At 37.8% G+C, this 16,407-nt stretch carries 20 protein-coding genes; 18 read left to right on the top strand and 2 right to left on the bottom strand.

Translation table 11 applies throughout. The features are described 5' to 3' along the window. Positions 1–243 precede the first annotated feature (243 nt). Entirely contained in the window at positions 244–2,562 is a 2,319-nt protein-coding gene (locus ELS83_RS11760; protein ID WP_171595769.1) for an ATP-dependent helicase, read from the bottom strand. Between the two features lie 278 nt (positions 2,563–2,840). On the opposite strand from ELS83_RS11760, the gene ELS83_RS11765 reads away from it, so the two are divergent. Then, positions 2,841–4,172 carry a T9SS type B sorting domain-containing protein gene (locus tag ELS83_RS11765; protein ID WP_171595770.1) on the top strand — a complete coding sequence of 444 codons (1,332 nt, stop codon included), beginning with the start codon at positions 2,841–2,843 and terminating at the stop codon, positions 4,170–4,172. 142 nt (positions 4,173–4,314) lie between these two features. Here the strand turns inward: ELS83_RS11765 and ELS83_RS11770 are convergent, their stop codons facing one another. Then, positions 4,315–6,471, bottom strand: coding sequence for an elongation factor G (locus tag ELS83_RS11770; RefSeq protein ID WP_171595771.1), 2,157 nt, complete (start codon positions 6,469–6,471; stop codon positions 4,315–4,317). A 411-nt stretch (positions 6,472–6,882) separates the two neighbouring features. On the opposite strand from ELS83_RS11770, the gene rpsL reads away from it, so the two are divergent. From rpsL to rplE, 17 genes are all read left to right on the top strand, one after another. Next, positions 6,883–7,260, top strand: a complete 378-nt coding sequence (rpsL, locus tag ELS83_RS11775; protein ID WP_054714004.1) for a 30S ribosomal protein S12 — start codon at positions 6,883–6,885, stop codon at positions 7,258–7,260. 127 nt (positions 7,261–7,387) lie between these two features. Then, a complete protein-coding gene (gene rpsG / locus ELS83_RS11780) occupies positions 7,388–7,864 on the top strand; it encodes a 30S ribosomal protein S7 (protein ID WP_171595772.1) in 477 nt (158 codons plus the stop codon). Positions 7,865–7,900: 36 nt separating this feature from the next. Then, a complete protein-coding gene (fusA, locus tag ELS83_RS11785) occupies positions 7,901–10,015 on the top strand; it encodes an elongation factor G (RefSeq protein WP_171595773.1) in 2,115 nt (704 codons plus the stop codon). 28 nt (positions 10,016–10,043) lie between these two features. Beyond that, positions 10,044–10,349, top strand: a complete 306-nt coding sequence (rpsJ, locus tag ELS83_RS11790; protein ID WP_110361030.1) for a 30S ribosomal protein S10 — start codon at positions 10,044–10,046, stop codon at positions 10,347–10,349. Between the two features lie 38 nt (positions 10,350–10,387). Further along, complete coding sequence (rplC, locus tag ELS83_RS11795) at positions 10,388–11,005, top strand: 50S ribosomal protein L3 (RefSeq protein ID WP_171595774.1); 618 nt, start codon at positions 10,388–10,390, stop codon at positions 11,003–11,005. Then, positions 11,005–11,637, top strand: coding sequence for a 50S ribosomal protein L4 (gene rplD / locus ELS83_RS11800; RefSeq protein ID WP_171595775.1), 633 nt, complete (start codon positions 11,005–11,007; stop codon positions 11,635–11,637). The genes rplC and rplD overlap by 1 nt, the downstream gene beginning before the upstream one ends. A 10-nt stretch (positions 11,638–11,647) precedes the next feature. Continuing rightward, positions 11,648–11,938, top strand: a complete 291-nt coding sequence (rplW, locus tag ELS83_RS11805) for a 50S ribosomal protein L23 (RefSeq protein WP_171595776.1) — start codon at positions 11,648–11,650, stop codon at positions 11,936–11,938. 7 nt (positions 11,939–11,945) lie between these two features. After that, entirely contained in the window at positions 11,946–12,770 is an 825-nt protein-coding gene (gene rplB, locus ELS83_RS11810; RefSeq protein ID WP_110361026.1) for a 50S ribosomal protein L2, read from the top strand. A 19-nt stretch (positions 12,771–12,789) separates the two neighbouring features. Then, entirely contained in the window at positions 12,790–13,059 is a 270-nt protein-coding gene (rpsS, locus tag ELS83_RS11815; protein WP_110361025.1) for a 30S ribosomal protein S19, read from the top strand. A gap of 37 nt (positions 13,060–13,096) precedes the next feature. Then, complete coding sequence (rplV, locus tag ELS83_RS11820; RefSeq protein ID WP_171595777.1) at positions 13,097–13,510, top strand: 50S ribosomal protein L22; 414 nt, start codon at positions 13,097–13,099, stop codon at positions 13,508–13,510. A gap of 5 nt (positions 13,511–13,515) precedes the next feature. Next, positions 13,516–14,226, top strand: a complete 711-nt coding sequence (gene rpsC, locus ELS83_RS11825; RefSeq protein WP_110361023.1) for a 30S ribosomal protein S3 — start codon at positions 13,516–13,518, stop codon at positions 14,224–14,226. Positions 14,227–14,252: 26 nt separating this feature from the next. Continuing rightward, the gene (rplP, locus tag ELS83_RS11830; RefSeq protein ID WP_110361022.1) at positions 14,253–14,684 is read left to right on the top strand and encodes a 50S ribosomal protein L16; all 432 of its coding nucleotides are present in this window, start codon (positions 14,253–14,255) and stop codon (positions 14,682–14,684) included. 2 nt (positions 14,685–14,686) lie between these two features. Beyond that, positions 14,687–14,884 (top strand): 50S ribosomal protein L29, encoded by a 198-nt coding sequence (gene rpmC / locus ELS83_RS11835; protein ID WP_054714037.1) that lies wholly within the window; start codon positions 14,687–14,689, stop codon positions 14,882–14,884. 7 nt (positions 14,885–14,891) lie between these two features. Next, on the top strand, positions 14,892–15,146 hold the full coding sequence (gene rpsQ / locus ELS83_RS11840) for a 30S ribosomal protein S17 (protein ID WP_054714042.1): 255 nt from the start codon (positions 14,892–14,894) through the stop codon (positions 15,144–15,146). Between the two features lie 2 nt (positions 15,147–15,148). Next, complete coding sequence (gene rplN / locus ELS83_RS11845) at positions 15,149–15,514, top strand: 50S ribosomal protein L14 (RefSeq protein ID WP_110361021.1); 366 nt, start codon at positions 15,149–15,151, stop codon at positions 15,512–15,514. Positions 15,515–15,533: 19 nt separating this feature from the next. Beyond that, positions 15,534–15,851, top strand: a complete 318-nt coding sequence (gene rplX, locus ELS83_RS11850; protein WP_171595778.1) for a 50S ribosomal protein L24 — start codon at positions 15,534–15,536, stop codon at positions 15,849–15,851. Continuing rightward, positions 15,851–16,405, top strand: coding sequence for a 50S ribosomal protein L5 (rplE, locus tag ELS83_RS11855; RefSeq protein WP_171595779.1), 555 nt, complete (start codon positions 15,851–15,853; stop codon positions 16,403–16,405). The genes rplX and rplE overlap by 1 nt, the downstream gene beginning before the upstream one ends. Positions 16,406–16,407 lie beyond the last annotated feature (2 nt).

Below are 16,407 nucleotides of genomic sequence, written 5' to 3' on the forward strand. Positions count from 1 at the left end.
ATTACGGTAATCAATTTCTAATATATAAAAGGTAAATACGTTGTTGTAACGCAATAAGTACCCTAAAAAAATTGACGTCTGTTTCTTGTTAATTCGTAGTGACTTTTTCTGTTTTGTCGCTTATTTTATTGAAGTAAATAAGAATTTTAAACGTATAGTTTTTGGTAATCGACAATATCAGAAAGCCTTAGAACTCATTGCAAATGTAAATGTTTTCTTTAATCATTACAAATTGTATGTGTATTATCCTACAATTTTAAGTTTGGCAAATTTAAGTAAAAGCTGTTTTTGGCCCACTGTTTTAAAAAATACAGTTGCCTTGATATTTGGTTTGTTTCCTTCCATTTGCAGCACTTTACCTTTTCCAAATCTTTGGTGTTCAACTACCATTCCGGGTTGAATCAACTCAGGATCGGAAGGTGTAAAGTTAGGGTCAACATTTTCGTTCGTACTTTTTTTAATACGCGAAACTTGCTGATTTAGTTTGGGTTTGGATGAAAAACTTCTTTTTTGCTGAAACCTGGATGGAGAGTTTGGAACTTCAAATTCGGTTTCGCTCTGGTAATTGTCGCGCCCATTTCCAGAGAATTCTGGTTCTTGTTCGTAGGCAAATTCCAAAAATCTTTCATCTATTTCGCGAATAAAACGACTTGGTCGTGGGTAACTCATGTTTCCCCATTTGTATCTCGATTTTGCAAAAGACAAAGTTGCTTTTTTCTCAGCACGAGTTAAAGCAACATAAAACAATCTTCGCTCTTCTTCCAGTTCCTGCTGTGTGCTGGTTGCCATTTGTGAAGGGAACAGCTCCTCTTCCAAACCAACAATGTACAGGTATGGAAATTCCAATCCTTTGGCCGAGTGAATGGTCATTAAAGTTACCTTATCGCGATCTTCATCCTTTTCGTTATCCTGGTCGGTTAACAAAGCCACGTCTTCCAGGAAGTTTGGCAGGTGCAATTCACGTCCTTCTTCAAGGGCATTTTGTGTAAACTCCTGAATCCCGTTCAGCAATTCCTGTATGTTTTCGTGTCTCGATACTCCTTCCGGAGATCTGTCGTTATACAGTTCTTTGATAATTCCGGTAGAATTGGCAATATTATTTGCCAGGTCGAAAGCTGTTTCACTTTCAAGCTGAGCCTGAAACCCTTTAATTAAGTCGGCAAACTTTGTGATTTTGCTAATTGTACCTGCATTTAAACCATAAGGGCGCTGATGCAAATCGCAAATAATATCCCACATGCTTAGCATGTTTTGGGTGGCAGCATCTTGCAATTTGGCAATGGTTGTTGCCCCAATTCCTCGTTTTGGATAATTAATTACTCTTTTAATGGCCTCCTCGTCGTGCGGATTCACCGTCATTCTGCAATAAGCCAACAGGTCTTTAATTTCCTTTCGTTGATAGAAGGAAAGGCCCCCATATATTTTATATGGCAGGTTGAGCTTTCGTAATGATTCCTCGAAAATTCTCGACTGCGCATTGGTTCTGTAAAGTATGGCAAAATCCTGATAGGCATTATGGGAACGCATGCGTGTTTCGAAAATATCATTTGAAATCAGATAGCCTTCCTCATGATCGGTCAATGCTTTTATTACTTTAATTTTATCACCTATTTCATTGTCGGAGAAAGACTCTTTTTGAATTTGACCTTTGTTTTTGTGGATAATACTATTGGCAGCATTCACAATATTTTGTGTAGAACGATAGTTTTGCTCCAGCTTATAAAGTTGGTAGTTTGGATAATCGTTTCTAAAATTCAGGATATTTTCAATTTTTGCACCACGGAATGAGTAGATACTTTGGGCATCATCACCTACAACACAGATGTTTTTGTGTTGCTCTACCAGTTTTTTCACAATTAAATACTGTGCATAGTTGGTATCCTGGTACTCATCTACCAAAAGGTATTTAAACTTGTCCTGGTATTTGGTTAAAATCTCGGGAAAAGATTTGAAAAGGATATTGGTTTGTAATAACAGGTCGTCGAAATCCATCGCATTGGCCTGTCTGCAACGCTGAGTGTAAATCCTGTAAATCTCCGAAATTAATGGTCGGCGTGCACTGGCATCAATTTTTTGGATATTGGCATTTTGAGCATAAGCCGCTGCTGTTACCAAATTATTTTTTGCCGATGAGATCCTGTTTTGCACCTCGTTTGGTTTATATACCTTATCGTCGAGTTGCATTTCTTTGATGATTGCACGATAAAGATTACGGGAATCTTGTGTATCGTATATCGTAAAGTTTGAGTCGAAACCCAGGTGTTCGGCCTCATACCTTAAAATTTTAGAGAAAATAGAGTGGAAAGTTCCCATCCATAAACTTTGAGCTTGTTGCGGACCAACAACATTGGCAATTCGATCTTTCATTTCACGAGCTGCTTTGTTGGTAAATGTCAAGGCCAAAACTGAATAGGGGCGAACGCCTTGATTCAATAAATGAGCGATTCGATAGGTAAGTACCCTGGTTTTTCCCGATCCGGCACCGGCTATCACAAGCGATGGTCCGGTATAATTTTCAACAGCTTCTCTCTGAACAGGGTTTAACTCATTCAAATATTCCATTCTAACAATTGCTTTATCTGTAAATTTTGAGTGTCAAAAATAACACTTGTAGATTAAATTTGGATTCTTTTTGAGACTTAAGGCAAAAGATATCCTATTTTCAATGATATCATGTAATAGGATAATGCCGATAGGTATTTAAAAATCAAGATTAAACCTAGTGAAAAAATTGAGAATTTTAAATACTTAATGGGTTTAATTCATTAAAATGAAAAAAACGGCTTTATTTTTTTTAATATTGTAAATTAAGATATGCAAATTAAATGTCCCGAATTAAGATGATAATCAAATCCTGTTTTAGATATTCCGTTAAATTTCTAGCTCTTGTAATTGTTGTTTTTACAAGCTCATTATTTACAAAAGTTTTTGCACAAATATCTGCCAGCAATGCAGTTTACCAAACTGTAACAGAATATACCAGTACTACCAATGATCCTATTTTTGTGTTTTGCGACCAGATTGGAACTGGTGTTGGTGAATTGCGAGCGGATTCTCCGGATGGAACATCGGGTTGGACATTTGTATGGACCAAATGGGAAAGTGGAACAGGTGATTTTACACAGGCGGTATTAACTGAAGCAAACCAAAGTTTTTCGATGACTGCAAACCTAACTGATGGTAGATATCGTGTGGTAATATCGAAGAGTGGAGAAACGGATGTAAGCAGTATTGCCTGGGTATTAAATAATGCCAATGCAAATCCAGTTTTAAGTCTGAACAGGATGGATTGTGTTGGTGTTCATTTTTTGGGATCATTTACGAAGAATAATTTGCAATACCAGGATGTTCCCAATGCCAACCAGTTAAATGTGCAGGTTGACGACAGAGTCATTTTCTCTCTTCAGAGAAACGGGGAAGAGACTGTTAGAACGCCCTTTCCGAATTACGATGGAACGGATAAGAGTTTTATTGATCAGGATGCTTATGAAGGAGAAGAGTCTTATGAGTTGGTAGTTACTGATCAGTATGGATGTGAATTTACTTCCGATGTTCTTTTGTCGGAAACATATGTGGTAAAAGCTGATTTTTCTGTAAATCCGGAAAGGGGAGAAGCACCTTTAGATGTAACGATTAACAATTTGTCTGTTAATGCCAACGATTTTCAATGGTTTTTATATCAGGATTACGATAAAATCTTAGAAGATGCAACCAGTGTTGAAGATAGTTTGTTAACAGGAGCCATCATTACTGATGAAGATCCAGCAATTTATACTTACCAGAACTCTGGCGAGTATTTTATCAAATTAATTGTAAAATCGGATAAAGGACCTGATGTATGCATGGATGAAATGATTCTAACAACTCCAATTGTTGTAGATACTTCTTTGGTTCAGGTGCCGAATGTATTTACACCGAATGGCGATGGTCGCAATGATGTTTGGAGAATTAAGACTCAATCCTTGTTTTTGGAAAGTTTTCATGCCATTGTTTTTAACCGATGGGGAAGAGTGGTGTACGAATGGAAAAATCCTGAAGATGGTTGGAATGGAAAGGTAAATGGAAAAATGGCTACACCAGGTACTTATTTTTACGTAATTACAGCCGTAGGAAGGGATGAGCCAGAGAAAAAGTACACGAAGAAAGGTTCGTTTATGCTGATTAGGAAATAACTTTATTAGAACAAATATACGAAGCAGTATCAATTCATTGGTACTGCTTTTTTGTGCTGTAAATTAAACGCATCATCGAATGTGACTGAATAAAAAAAACCGCCTCATTTGAGACGGTTTTAACTTTTAAATAAATATACAATTATGCTTCTGCAGTTTCTTCTTCGTAAGCTGCTAATAGTTCTTCCTGAACATCTCCAGGTACTTTTTCGTAGCCGTCAAATTTCATAGAGAATTGTGCACGTCCACCAGTCAGCGAACTTAAAGAAGTTGAGTAGCGGTTCATTTCCTTTAATGGAACCTTAGCAATAATCTTCTGGAATCCTTTTTCAGCTTCCATACCCATAATCATAGCTCTACGAGTTTGAAGATCACTCATTACGTCACCCATTCTGTCTTCAGGAACCAATACTTCTACATCGTAAATTGGTTCAAGAATTTTAGGACCAGCATTCTTAAATGCAGTACTAAATGCGTGGCGACCTGCCAACTTAAATGAAATTTCATTCGAGTCTACCGCGTGCATCTTACCATCGTACACCACAACCCGGATATCACGAGCGTAAGAACCGGTTAATGGACCTTCATCCATTTTTTCCATCACACCTTTTAAAATAGCAGGAAGGAATCTGGTATCAATAGCACCACCAACAATACAGTTGCAGAAAACCAATTTTCCACCCCAGTCTAGTTCGTGCTCTTCCGTACCTCTTAAATTCACTTTTAGCTCTTTACCATTCACATTATACATCACAGGATCTGGCATGCCTTCTGTGTATGGTTCAATAATAATATGAACTTCACCAAACTGTCCTGAACCACCCGATTGTTTCTTGTGGCGATAATCAGCCTGGGCTAATTTGGTAATGGTTTCACGATATGGAATCTTAGGATCAAGGAATTCAATTTCCATCTTATCATTGTTCAGCAATCTCCACTTTAATGTGTTCATGTGGAATTCACCTTGTCCATGAAGAATAATCTGTTTCAATTCCTTAGAATATTCAATGAGAATAGTCGGATCTTCTTCGTGAATACGATGTAGTAATTCACCTAATCTTTCTTCATCACCATCTTCGGCAGCTTTAACAGCTGTTCTGTATTTTGGTTCTGGGAATTCAATTTCTTTGTATGTGAAATCACAATCTTTACCATTTAAGGTATGATTGTTCTTCGTGTTTTTAAGTTTAACTGTAGCTCCAATATCACCTGCTACAAGTTCAGAAACTCTCTCTCTGTTTCTTCCTGCCACAAGGTACAATTGCGATAATCTTTCCTTGGTACTATTGTTGATATTGGTTAAGTCATCACCTTCTTTTACACTTCCGGAAATTACTTTAAAATAACTTACCTCACCAATGTGTGGTTCCATTGAAGTCTTAAATACGAAAAGTGATGTAGGAGCATTAACGTCACATTTAGCTTCTCTGCCACTTACTGTTGGAATAGCAGGCATCTCTGTAACGAAAGGAACGATATTGCCGATAAATTCCATTAAACGGCGAACGCCCATATCTTTTTTAGCTGAAATACAGAATACAGGGAACAGATCACCAGCGATCATTCCTTTTTTCATTCCTTCACGCATTTCATCTTCTGTAAGACTTCCCTTATCGAAATACAATTCCATAAGAGCTTCATCATTCTCTGCAGCCGATTCTACCAATTCATTATGTAGTTCGTCAGCTTTTTCTTTTTCCGAATCAGGAATGTCCAAAATCTGTGGCTCACCACCTTCTGGTCCCCACTGGTACATTTTCATTTTTAGTACATCCACAACAGCGTTAAAATCTACGCCAACGTTTACGGGATACTGTACAATTGAAACTTTATTCCCAAAATTGGTCTTTGCTGATTCTATTGATTGATCAAAATTTGCTTTGTCGTGATCCAATTGATTCACCACAAAAATAAGAGGAGTGTTTAATGCAGCTGCTCTTCGTCCAATGATTTCAGTACCTACCTCAACACCATGTTGAGCGTTGATAAGCATTAAACCAGTATCGGTTACATTTAAGGCTGAAATTACACCACCCGAAAAGTCGTCAGCACCAGGAGTATCAATAAAGTTGATTTTCTTTCCTAACCATTCCGTATACAATACCGTTGAAAACACAGAGTTCCCATATTCGTGTTCTACAGGATTGTAATCAGAAACGGTGTTATTATCTTCCACGTTTCCGCGTCTTGTAATAACACCGCCTTCAAACAACATAGACTCGGCAAGGGTAGTTTTACCCGAGCCGGCGTTGCCAATGAGGGCGATGTTCTTCACTTCATTTGATTGATACACTTTCATAATCGTATTTTTTTGGGTTTATATAAAATAAGTATCAAAAACCGGGTTTTAGGTTAGTGCCCGGCTTTTTCGGTTTTAAGGCTTACCAAATTAATTAACTTTTTAATAAGATACAATATACATTAGAGCTATTTGTGGAAAATAATTGACTTGCAGGAATTTTGGTTGTATTTTTGTCTTTATCCCGCTATTTTTCTGAGGTGAGCGCAGGTGAAGTGGAACTAATTTAAAATCAGGCATTTTTTTTATTTGATCACTGTTTGACTTTTAAAAGGCTTTTAGTACCTTTGTGCGCTGATTTCAAGGGGATTTTTGCAAAAATCAACATAACAAGTGTTGTTTTTAGTAAATAAATAATACCTTTGCAAACCAATTTGTTAAAATATATTTAATTAAAAAGTAATTGTTAATATGCCTACAATTCAACAGTTAGTTCGAAAAGGAAGAACCAAGCTTCAAGAGAAGAGCAAGGCTCCAGCGTTGGATTCTTGTCCTCAAAGAAGAGGGGTTTGCGTGCGTGTGTATACCACTACACCTAAGAAGCCTAACTCAGCAATGCGTAAAGTTGCTCGTGTTAGATTGACTAACGGAAAAGAAGTGAATGCTTACATTCCGGGTGAAGGACACAATTTGCAGGAACACTCGATCGTATTGATCAGAGGTGGTCGTGTAAAAGACCTTCCAGGGGTAAGATATCACCTTGTTCGTGGTGCTCTTGATGCTTCAGGGGTAGAAGGTCGTATGCAACGTCGTTCTAAGTATGGTACTAAGAGACCAAAGAAAAAGTAAAAACCTAGTTTGTAACTGTAGGAGTTATAGTTTATGTGTTGTTCCCACTGGGTTGAGTAAATAGTCGTGAGACTGTTGAAGACGATTTTGGGCAGCTAACATACGAATAGCTCGTAAACTAAAAGAGATGAGAAAATCAAGACCTAAAAAAAGAATCTTGTTGCCAGATCCAAAATTTAATGATGTTTTGGTTACAAGATTTGTAAATGACTTGATGATGGACGGTAAGAAGAATCTTGCGTTCAAAATTTTCTATGATGCATTGGAAATTGTTAAGTCAAAAACTGAAAAGTTAGAAAAGTCTCCATTAGAGATTTGGAAAAAGTCTTTGGAGAATATTACTCCAGCTGTAGAGGTTAAGTCTCGCCGTGTTGGTGGTGCTACCTTCCAGGTTCCAATGGAAATTCGTCCTGAAAGAAAAGTTTCTATTTCTATTAAGAATATGATTCTTTTTGCTCGTAAGAGATCAGGTAAGTCTATGGCGGAAAAATTATCTGCAGAGATTATTGCTGCTTTCAATGAAGAAGGTGGAGCTTTCAAGAAGAAAGAAGATACTCACAGAATGGCTGAAGCTAACCGTGCTTTCGCTCACTTTAGATTTTAATAGAATTGTTTAAGCAATTTGTAGAGGACAAAGAAAATGGCTAAGAGAGATTTAAAATTTACCAGAAACATTGGTATCATGGCACACATCGACGCCGGTAAGACAACTACTACCGAGCGTATTTTGTATTATACAGGTGTGTCTCACAAAATTGGTGAGGTTCACGATGGTGCAGCTACAATGGACTGGATGGAGCAAGAGCAGGAAAGAGGTATTACTATTACTTCTGCAGCAACTACTTGTTTTTGGAACTACGATAGCAAGAAGTATCAAATCAACATTATTGATACTCCGGGTCACGTTGATTTTACCGTAGAGGTAGAGCGTTCGTTACGTGTTCTTGATGGTGCTGTTGCATGTTTTTGTGCAGTAGGTGGCGTTGAAGCACAGTCTGAGACAGTTTGGAGACAAGCTGATAAATATAGAGTGCCTCGTATGGGTTTTGTAAACAAGATGGACCGTTCTGGTGCTGACTTTTTCAAAGCTGTACGTGAGGTAAAAGAAAAATTAGGAGCAAATCCTATTCCAATTCAGATTCCTATCGGATCAGAAGAGAGCTTTAGAGGTGTGATCGATTTGATTACCATGAAAGCGATTATTTGGTACGATGATGAGAATGGTACAAATTACACTTTGGAAGATATTCCAGATCATTTGGTAGCTGATGCTAATGAGTGGAGAGAGAAGTTGGTAGAAGCAGTAGCTGAGAATGATGAAGAGTTGTTGGAAAGATTCTTTGAGGATCCAGATTCAATTACCGAAGAAGAGATGTACGCGGTTATCCGTAAAGCTACAATCTCTATGGATATTGTTCCTATGCTTTGTGGTTCTGCATTTAAGAATAAAGGTGTTCAGCGTTTGTTGGATGCTATTATTACTTACATGCCTTCACCACTTGACGTAGAAGCAATTGTTGGTACTGTTCCTGGTACTGACGAAGAAGTAACACGTCAGCCTGATGTTGATGAGCCATTGGCTGCTTTAGCATTTAAAATTGCTACTGACCCATTCGTAGGTCGTTTGGCATTTACACGTGTTTATTCAGGATCTATCGAAGCTGGATCATATGTTTATAATACCAGATCAGGCAATAAAGAGCGTATCTCTCGTTTGTATCAAATGCACTCGAACAAGCAGAACGCTATCGAGAGTGTAGAAGCTGGTGATATTTGTGCTTGTGTTGGTTTTAAAGATATTCGTACAGGTGATACTCTTTGTCAAAAAGAAAACCCAATCGAATTAGAATCAATGGATTTCCCAGATCCAGTAATCGGTATCGCTGTTGAGCCATTGACTCAGAAGGATGTTGATAAGTTGGGTATGGCTTTAGGTAAACTAGCTGAAGAGGATCCAACATTCCAGGTTAAGACTGACGAAGATTCAGGTCAGACTGTAATTTCTGGTATGGGTGAACTTCACTTGGATATTATTATCGACCGTTTGAAGCGTGAGTTTAAAGTAGAATGTAACCAAGGTGCACCTCAGGTTGCTTACAAAGAAGCTATTAAAGGTTCTGTTGAACACCGTCAGGTATTCAAGAAGCAGTCTGGTGGACGTGGTAAGTTTGCTGATATTCAATTCCGTTTGATGCCAGTTGATGCTGATTTTGAAGGAGAAGGATTACAGTTTGTTGATCAGATTAAAGGTGGTAACATTCCTAAGGAATTTGTTCCTTCTGTTCAGAAAGGTTTCACTGATGCAATGAAAAATGGTGTGTTGGCAGGTTATACTGTAGATACATTAAAAGTTGAGTTGTTTGATGGATCTTTCCACCCGGTTGACTCGGATCAATTGTCATTTGAGATGGCTGCTAAGCAAGGTTTCAAAGAAGCTTGTGCTAAAGCAAATCCAGTTCTTCTTGAGCCTATCATGAAGATGGAAGTAATTACTCCAGAAGAATACATGGGTGATATCATCGGTGACTTGAACAAGCGTCGTGGTCAGGTTGAAGGAATGGAATCGAAGCACGGTGCTCGTGTTGTAAATGCTAAAGTACCTTTGGCAGAGCAATTCGGTTATGTAACTGTGTTGAGAACCTTGTCTTCAGGTCGTGCAAACTCTTCAATGGAATTCTCTCACTTCGAGGAAGTACCTAAAGGTATCGCTAAAGAGGTTGTTGAGAACGCCAAGGGTAAAGTTGAATTATTATAATTATATCATCGTATAATATCTAAATAAGATGAGCCAAAAAATTAGAATTAAACTGAAATCTTACGATCACAACTTGGTTGACAAGTCGGCTGAGAAAATCGTTAAGACAGTTAAGGCTACAGGTGCAGTTGTTAGCGGTCCAATTCCACTTCCAACTCACAAAAGAATTTTTACTGTTCTTCGTTCTACTTTCGTGAACAAGAAATCAAGAGAACAGTTTCAACTTTCTTCTTTCAAGCGTTTAATTGATATTTACAGTTCTACTGCAAATACAATTGATGCTTTGATGAAGCTAGAGTTGCCTAGCGGTGTAGAAGTTGAAATTAAAGTTTGATAATCTAGTAAGATTTATTTTTAAAAAAGTAAAGAGAAATGCCAGGATTAATTGGAAAAAAAATCGGAATGACTTCCGTTTACAGTGCCGAGGGAAAAAATATTCCATGCACTGTCATTGAGGCAGGTCCATGTGTTGTAACCCAGATCAAAACTGTTGAGACTGATGGTTACGAAGCACTTCAGTTGGCTTTTGATGAAAAGAAAGAAAAGCGAACAACTAAGGCGCTAGATGGGCACTTTAAAAAGGCAAACACAACTCCTAAGAAAAAACTAGTTGAGTTTTCAGATTTTGAAAATGAATACCAGTTAGGAGACGTTATCGACGTTGAAATATTCGAAGATACTCCATATGTGGATATCTCTGGTGTTTCAAAAGGTAAAGGTTTCCAAGGGGTAGTAAAACGTCATGGTTTTGGCGGAGTAGGTGGACAAACACACGGTCAGCATAACCGTTTACGTGCGCCTGGTTCTATTGGTGCTGCATCTTACCCAGCACGTGTATTTAAAGGCATGAGAATGGCCGGACGTACAGGTGGGGAAAACGTGAAGGTTCAAAACCTTCAGGTACTTAAGGTTATCAAAGAAAATAACCTATTGTTAGTTAAAGGATCTCTTCCAGGGTCTAAAGGTTCATACGTAATTATTGAGAAGTAATGGAATTAGCGATTTTAAACACAGCTGGAGAAGATACTGGTAGAAAAATTGAATTAAATGATTCAGTTTTTGGCATCGAACCAAATGAGCATGCTATTTACCTAGACGTTAAACAATTTTTGGCAAACCAACGCCAGGGAACTCACAAAGCAAAAGAAAGAGCTGAGATTTCTGGTAGTACTGCTAAAATCAAGAAACAAAAAGGTACTGGTACAGCACGTGCTGGTAGCATTAAGTCACCTATCTTCAGAGGAGGTGGTCGAATTTTCGGTCCACGTCCAAGAAACTACGGTTTCAAATTGAATAAAAAACTGAAGCAGTTGGCTCGTAAATCTGCTTTAACGATCAAAGCTCAAAACGATGCTTTAATGGTAGTTGAAGACTTCAATTTCGAAGCTCCTAAGACAAAGAATTTTGTTGAGATTCAGAATAGCTTGAAAGTAGCTGATAAAAAAGTGCTTTTAGTTTTATCTGAAGATAATAAAAACATATATTTGTCTTCTCGTAATTTGAAGAATGTTAACGTTGTTCGTGTTTCTGACCTTGCAACTTATGACATTATGAAAGCTTCAACTTTGGTGTTTGTAGAAAGTTCTGTAAAAGGACTTGATGAAATGTTTAAACTAAACTAAGTTTAAAAAAATGGATATTTTAATTAAGCCAATCGTTACTGAGAAAATGACTGATCAAAGCGAAAAATTCAATCGCTTTGGTTTTGTTGTGGATCGTAGAGCGACAAAGATCGAAATTAAGGCAGCAGTAGAATCAATGTACAATGTTAAAGTTGCGGCTGTAAATACCATGAATTATCAAGGTAAAAAGAAAAGCCGTTACACTAAAGCAGGTGTAATTGAGGGAAGAACAGCGTCTTTTAAAAAGGCGATCGTTACTTTAGTTGAAGGTGATAATATAGATTTTTATAGCAATATTTAATTAGAAAATGGCTGTACGTAAATTAAAACCTGTAACTCCTGGTCAAAGAAATAAGATTCTAAATACCTTTGAGCAGGTAACTACAGACAAACCTGAGAAATCATTGTTAAGACCAATGAAGAAAACCGGTGGTAGAAATAACACTGGTAAGATGACAATGAGATATATAGGTGGTGGTCACAAGAGAAGATATCGAGTTATTGATTTCAAAAGAGACAAGGACAATGTTCCAGCAAAAGTTGTTTCGATTGAGTACGATCCAAACCGTACTGCACGCATCGCATTACTTGTGTATGCTGACGGTGAGAAACGTTACATCATCGCTCCAAACGGACTTGAAGTTGGACAAACTTTGCTTTCTGGCGAAAAAGTAGCTCCGGAAATCGGAAACTCAATGCCATTATCTGATATCCCATTAGGTACAATAATTCATAATATTGAATTAAGACCCTCTCAAGGTGCTGTGATGGCTCGTAGCGCTGGTGCATATGCTCAACTTGTTTCAAGAGAAGGCAAATATGCAATGATCAAATTACCTTCTGGAGAAGTTAGAATGATCCTAGTAACTTGTAAAGCAACTATCGGTACTGTTTCTAATACTGACCATGCGTTGGAAAGAAGCGGTAAAGCTGGTCGTACTCGTTGGTTAGGTAGAAGACCTCGTGTTCGTGGTGTGGTAATGAATCCAGTTGATCACCCAATGGGTGGTGGTGAAGGTAAATCTTCAGGTGGACATCCACGTTCTAGAACCGGTGTATTAGCGAAAGGATTCAAAACTCGCGCTAAGAAAAACGCTTCTAATAAGTATATTGTAGAAAGAAGGAAAAAGTAATTTGATTAATTAGATTGTTATGAGTCGTTCATTAAAAAAAGGCCCTTTTATCGATTTCAAATTGGAGAAACGAGTATTGGAGCAAAATGAATCAGGTAAAAAATCAGTGATTAAAACCTGGTCAAGACGTTCTATGATCTCTCCGGATTTCGTAGGTCACACAGTTGCCGTTCACAACGGAAACAAATTCATTCCGGTTTATGTAACTGAAAATATGGTAGGACATAAATTAGGTGAATTTGCGCCAACTCGTACATTTAGAGGTCACGCTGACAAGAAGAAAAAATAGCGTGAAGCGTTTTAATTAACATTTTGAATTTGTAAAAATGGGTGCAAGAAAAAGAATAAGAGCAAACCAAATAAAGGAGGAAAAAAAGAGCAAAGCATTTGCTAGCTTGAAAAATGTTCCTACTTCGCCTCGCAAAATGAGACTTGTTGCCGATATGGTAAGAGGTATGGAGGTGAACCGTGCTTTAGATGTACTTCGTTTCAGTCCGAAAGAAGCATCAATTCGCGTAGAAAAACTATTGCTTTCTGCGATTGCCAACTGGCAAGCAAAGAACGAAGGTCAAAGAATTGAGGAGAGTGAATTATACATCAAAGAAATTTGTGTAGATTCAGCTAGAATCCTTAAGCGTCTAAGACCAGCTCCACAAGGGAGAGCACATAGAATTAGAAAAAGATCAAATCATGTAACTATATTATTGGGTAGCAAAACTGCCGATAATACTAAAGAATAGTTAGAATGGGACAAAAAGTAAATCCAATTGGAAATAGACTAGGAATCATCAGAGGATGGGATTCTAACTGGTTTGGCGGAAAAAACTACGGCGATAAGCTTGTTGAAGATACCAAAATTAGAAAGTACCTGAATGCTCGTTTAGCGAAAGCAAGTATTTCTAAAATCATTATCGAAAGAACTCTTAAATTAATTACGATCACTATCAACACTGCTCGTCCTGGTATCATTATCGGGAAAGGTGGTCAAGAAGTTGACAAATTGAAAGAAGAGTTGAAGAAGATTACAGACAAAGAAGTACAAATTAATATCTTCGAAATTAAACGTCCAGAAATGGATGCTGTAATCGTTGCTAATAACATTGCTCGTCAGATTGAAGGCCGTATTGCCTACAGAAGAGCAATTAAAATGGCTATTGCTTCTACTATGAGAATGGGTGCTGAAGGAATCAAAATTCAGATTTCCGGCCGTTTGAATGGAGCGGAGATGGCACGTTCTGAAATGTATAAAGAAGGACGTACTCCACTTCATACCTTAAGAGCTGATATCGATTACTGTCAAGCTGAAGCTTTGACTACTTACGGTTTGATCGGTATCAAAGTTTGGATCTGTAAAGGTGAAGTTTACGGTAAACGTGATCTTACTCCTAACGCTGGCATGAAAGACAGCCGTGGTCCAAAAGGAAAAGGTGGTTTTAATAGAAGAAAAAAGAAGTAGTCTTTAAATTTTAAAGAATTAGTACGATGTTACAACCAAAAAGGACAAAATTTAGAAGACAACAAAAGGGAAGAATGAAAGGTAACGCAGGTCGCGGTACTGAATTAGCATTCGGATCTTTTGGGATCAAGTCACTTGAAGAAAAGTGGATTACTGGTCGTCAAATTGAAGCTGCTCGTGTGGCAGTAACCCGATATATGCAGAGACAAGGTCAAATCTGGATTCGTATTTTCCCAGATAAGCCAATCACTAAGAAGCCTGCAGAGGTACGTATGGGTAAGGGTAAGGGTTCTCCAGAAGGATTCGTTGCTCCTGTTTCACCAGGAAGAATGTTATTCGAATGTGAGGGTGTTCCTTACGAAGTAGCAAAAGAGGCATTGCGTCTTGCTGCTCAGAAATTACCTGTTACTACAAAGTTTGTCGTAAGACGTGATTATGTTGAAAGTTCAAATGATTAATCATGAAGAATTCAGAAATTAAAGAGTTAACAACACAGGAAATAGTAGAAAAGTTGGATGCTGAGAGAGCATCATTAACTCGCTTCAGACTAAATCACGCTATTTCACCTTTGGAAAATCCTTTGCAAATTAAGGAAACGAGACGCAACATTGCCAAATTAATGACAGAGTTACGTCAGAGACAATTAACTGAAAAGTAAAAAAGTGATGGAAAGAAATCTTAGAAAAGAGCGTATCGGGGTTGTGGTTAGCAACAAAATGGAAAAATCCATTACTGTTGCAGTTCACACAAAGGAAAAACACCCGATTTACGGTAAATTTGTGAACAAAACCAAAAAATTCACTGCTCACGATGAGGAAAACACCTGTAATGAAGGTGATACCGTAAAAATCATGGAAACCCGACCTTTAAGTAAAAATAAGAGTTGGAGATTAGTGGAAATTATTGAAAGAGCTAAGTAATCATGATACAAACAGAAAGTAGACTATTAGTAGCTGATAACAGTGGAGCAAAGGAAGTACTTTGTATCCGCGTGTTAGGCGGTACCAAAAAACGTTATGCTTCAATTGGAGATAAAATTGTGGTTACCGTGAAGAACGCTATCGCCGGTTCCGATATGAAAAAAGGAACAGTAACAAAAGCAGTTGTTGTTCGCACCAAAAAAGAGATTAGAAGACAAGACGGATCTTATATTCGCTTCGACGATAACGCATGTGTTTTGTTAAACACTGCTGGTGAAATGAGAGGAACCCGTATTTTTGGACCTGTTGCAAGAGAGTTACGTGACACTGATATGAAGATCGTTTCTTTAGCACCAGAAGTTTTATAATCTTTGTAAACCTAGAACAATGAAGTTACATATTAAAAAGGGTGATACCGTTATTGTAAACGCTGGGGAATCAAAAGGACAGGAAGGTAAAGTATTAGAGGTTCTTGTTGACAAGCAACGCGCGATCGTTGAAGGTGTAAACATGATCTCTAAACATACCAAGCCAAACGCTGAGAATCCTCAAGGTGGTATCGTTAAAAAAGAAGCCTCAATTCACATTTCAAACTTGAATGTGAAAGATCCTTCAACAGGAAAAGCTACCCGTATCGGTAGAAAAATGGGCGACAACAATAAATTAGTTAGATACTCTAAAAAGTCAGGGGAGGAGATTAAGTAATGAGCTATACACCGACTCTTAAAAAACAGTATGCAGAAGAAATCGTTCCTGCTTTAATGAAGGAATTCGATTACAAAACTGTCATGCAAGCACCTAAGTTAACGAAGATAGTACTTAACCAAGGTGTTGGTCAGGCAATCGCTGATAAAAAAATACTTGAATTCTCTGTAAACGAATTGACTGCCATTACAGGTCAGAAAGCAGTTCAAACTATCTCTTCAAAGGATATTTCGAACTTTAAGCTTCGTAAAGGTATGCCAATTGGTACAACAGTAACTTTACGTCGTGAGCGTATGTACGAATTTCTTGAGAAATTAGTTCGTGTTGCTTTACCACGTATCCGTGACTTTAAAGGTATTAAGAGTAAGTTAGACGGTAGAGGTAACTATACTTTAGGTATCGAAGAACAGATCATTTTCCCAGAGATTGTTTTGGACAACGTAAACAAGATCATGGGTATGAACATTACCTTCGTTACTACTGCTAATACCGACGAAGAAGCTTATGCTCTATTGAGAGAATTTGGATTACCATTTAAAAATCTAAAAAAATAAGA

The organism is Marinifilum caeruleilacunae (assembly GCF_013141825.1).
GTDB classification, from domain to species: Bacteria; Bacteroidota; Bacteroidia; order Bacteroidales; family Marinifilaceae; genus Marinifilum; species Marinifilum caeruleilacunae.

Coding starts and splice junctions, on each gene's coding strand:
- ELS83_RS11760 (WP_171595769.1), bottom strand. CDS start 2,562: ATGGAATATTTGAATGAGTTAAACCCTGTTCAGAGAGAAGCTGTTGAA.
- ELS83_RS11765 (WP_171595770.1), top strand. CDS start 2,841: ATGATAATCAAATCCTGTTTTAGATATTCCGTTAAATTTCTAGCTCTT.
- ELS83_RS11770 (WP_171595771.1), bottom strand. CDS start 6,471: ATGAAAGTGTATCAATCAAATGAAGTGAAGAACATCGCCCTCATTGGC.
- rpsL (WP_054714004.1), top strand. CDS start 6,883: ATGCCTACAATTCAACAGTTAGTTCGAAAAGGAAGAACCAAGCTTCAA.
- rpsG (WP_171595772.1), top strand. CDS start 7,388: ATGAGAAAATCAAGACCTAAAAAAAGAATCTTGTTGCCAGATCCAAAA.
- fusA (WP_171595773.1), top strand. CDS start 7,901: ATGGCTAAGAGAGATTTAAAATTTACCAGAAACATTGGTATCATGGCA.
- rpsJ (WP_110361030.1), top strand. CDS start 10,044: ATGAGCCAAAAAATTAGAATTAAACTGAAATCTTACGATCACAACTTG.
- rplC (WP_171595774.1), top strand. CDS start 10,388: ATGCCAGGATTAATTGGAAAAAAAATCGGAATGACTTCCGTTTACAGT.
- rplD (WP_171595775.1), top strand. CDS start 11,005: ATGGAATTAGCGATTTTAAACACAGCTGGAGAAGATACTGGTAGAAAA.
- rplW (WP_171595776.1), top strand. CDS start 11,648: ATGGATATTTTAATTAAGCCAATCGTTACTGAGAAAATGACTGATCAA.
- rplB (WP_110361026.1), top strand. CDS start 11,946: ATGGCTGTACGTAAATTAAAACCTGTAACTCCTGGTCAAAGAAATAAG.
- rpsS (WP_110361025.1), top strand. CDS start 12,790: ATGAGTCGTTCATTAAAAAAAGGCCCTTTTATCGATTTCAAATTGGAG.
- rplV (WP_171595777.1), top strand. CDS start 13,097: ATGGGTGCAAGAAAAAGAATAAGAGCAAACCAAATAAAGGAGGAAAAA.
- rpsC (WP_110361023.1), top strand. CDS start 13,516: ATGGGACAAAAAGTAAATCCAATTGGAAATAGACTAGGAATCATCAGA.
- rplP (WP_110361022.1), top strand. CDS start 14,253: ATGTTACAACCAAAAAGGACAAAATTTAGAAGACAACAAAAGGGAAGA.
- rpmC (WP_054714037.1), top strand. CDS start 14,687: ATGAAGAATTCAGAAATTAAAGAGTTAACAACACAGGAAATAGTAGAA.
- rpsQ (WP_054714042.1), top strand. CDS start 14,892: ATGGAAAGAAATCTTAGAAAAGAGCGTATCGGGGTTGTGGTTAGCAAC.
- rplN (WP_110361021.1), top strand. CDS start 15,149: ATGATACAAACAGAAAGTAGACTATTAGTAGCTGATAACAGTGGAGCA.
- rplX (WP_171595778.1), top strand. CDS start 15,534: ATGAAGTTACATATTAAAAAGGGTGATACCGTTATTGTAAACGCTGGG.
- rplE (WP_171595779.1), top strand. CDS start 15,851: ATGAGCTATACACCGACTCTTAAAAAACAGTATGCAGAAGAAATCGTT.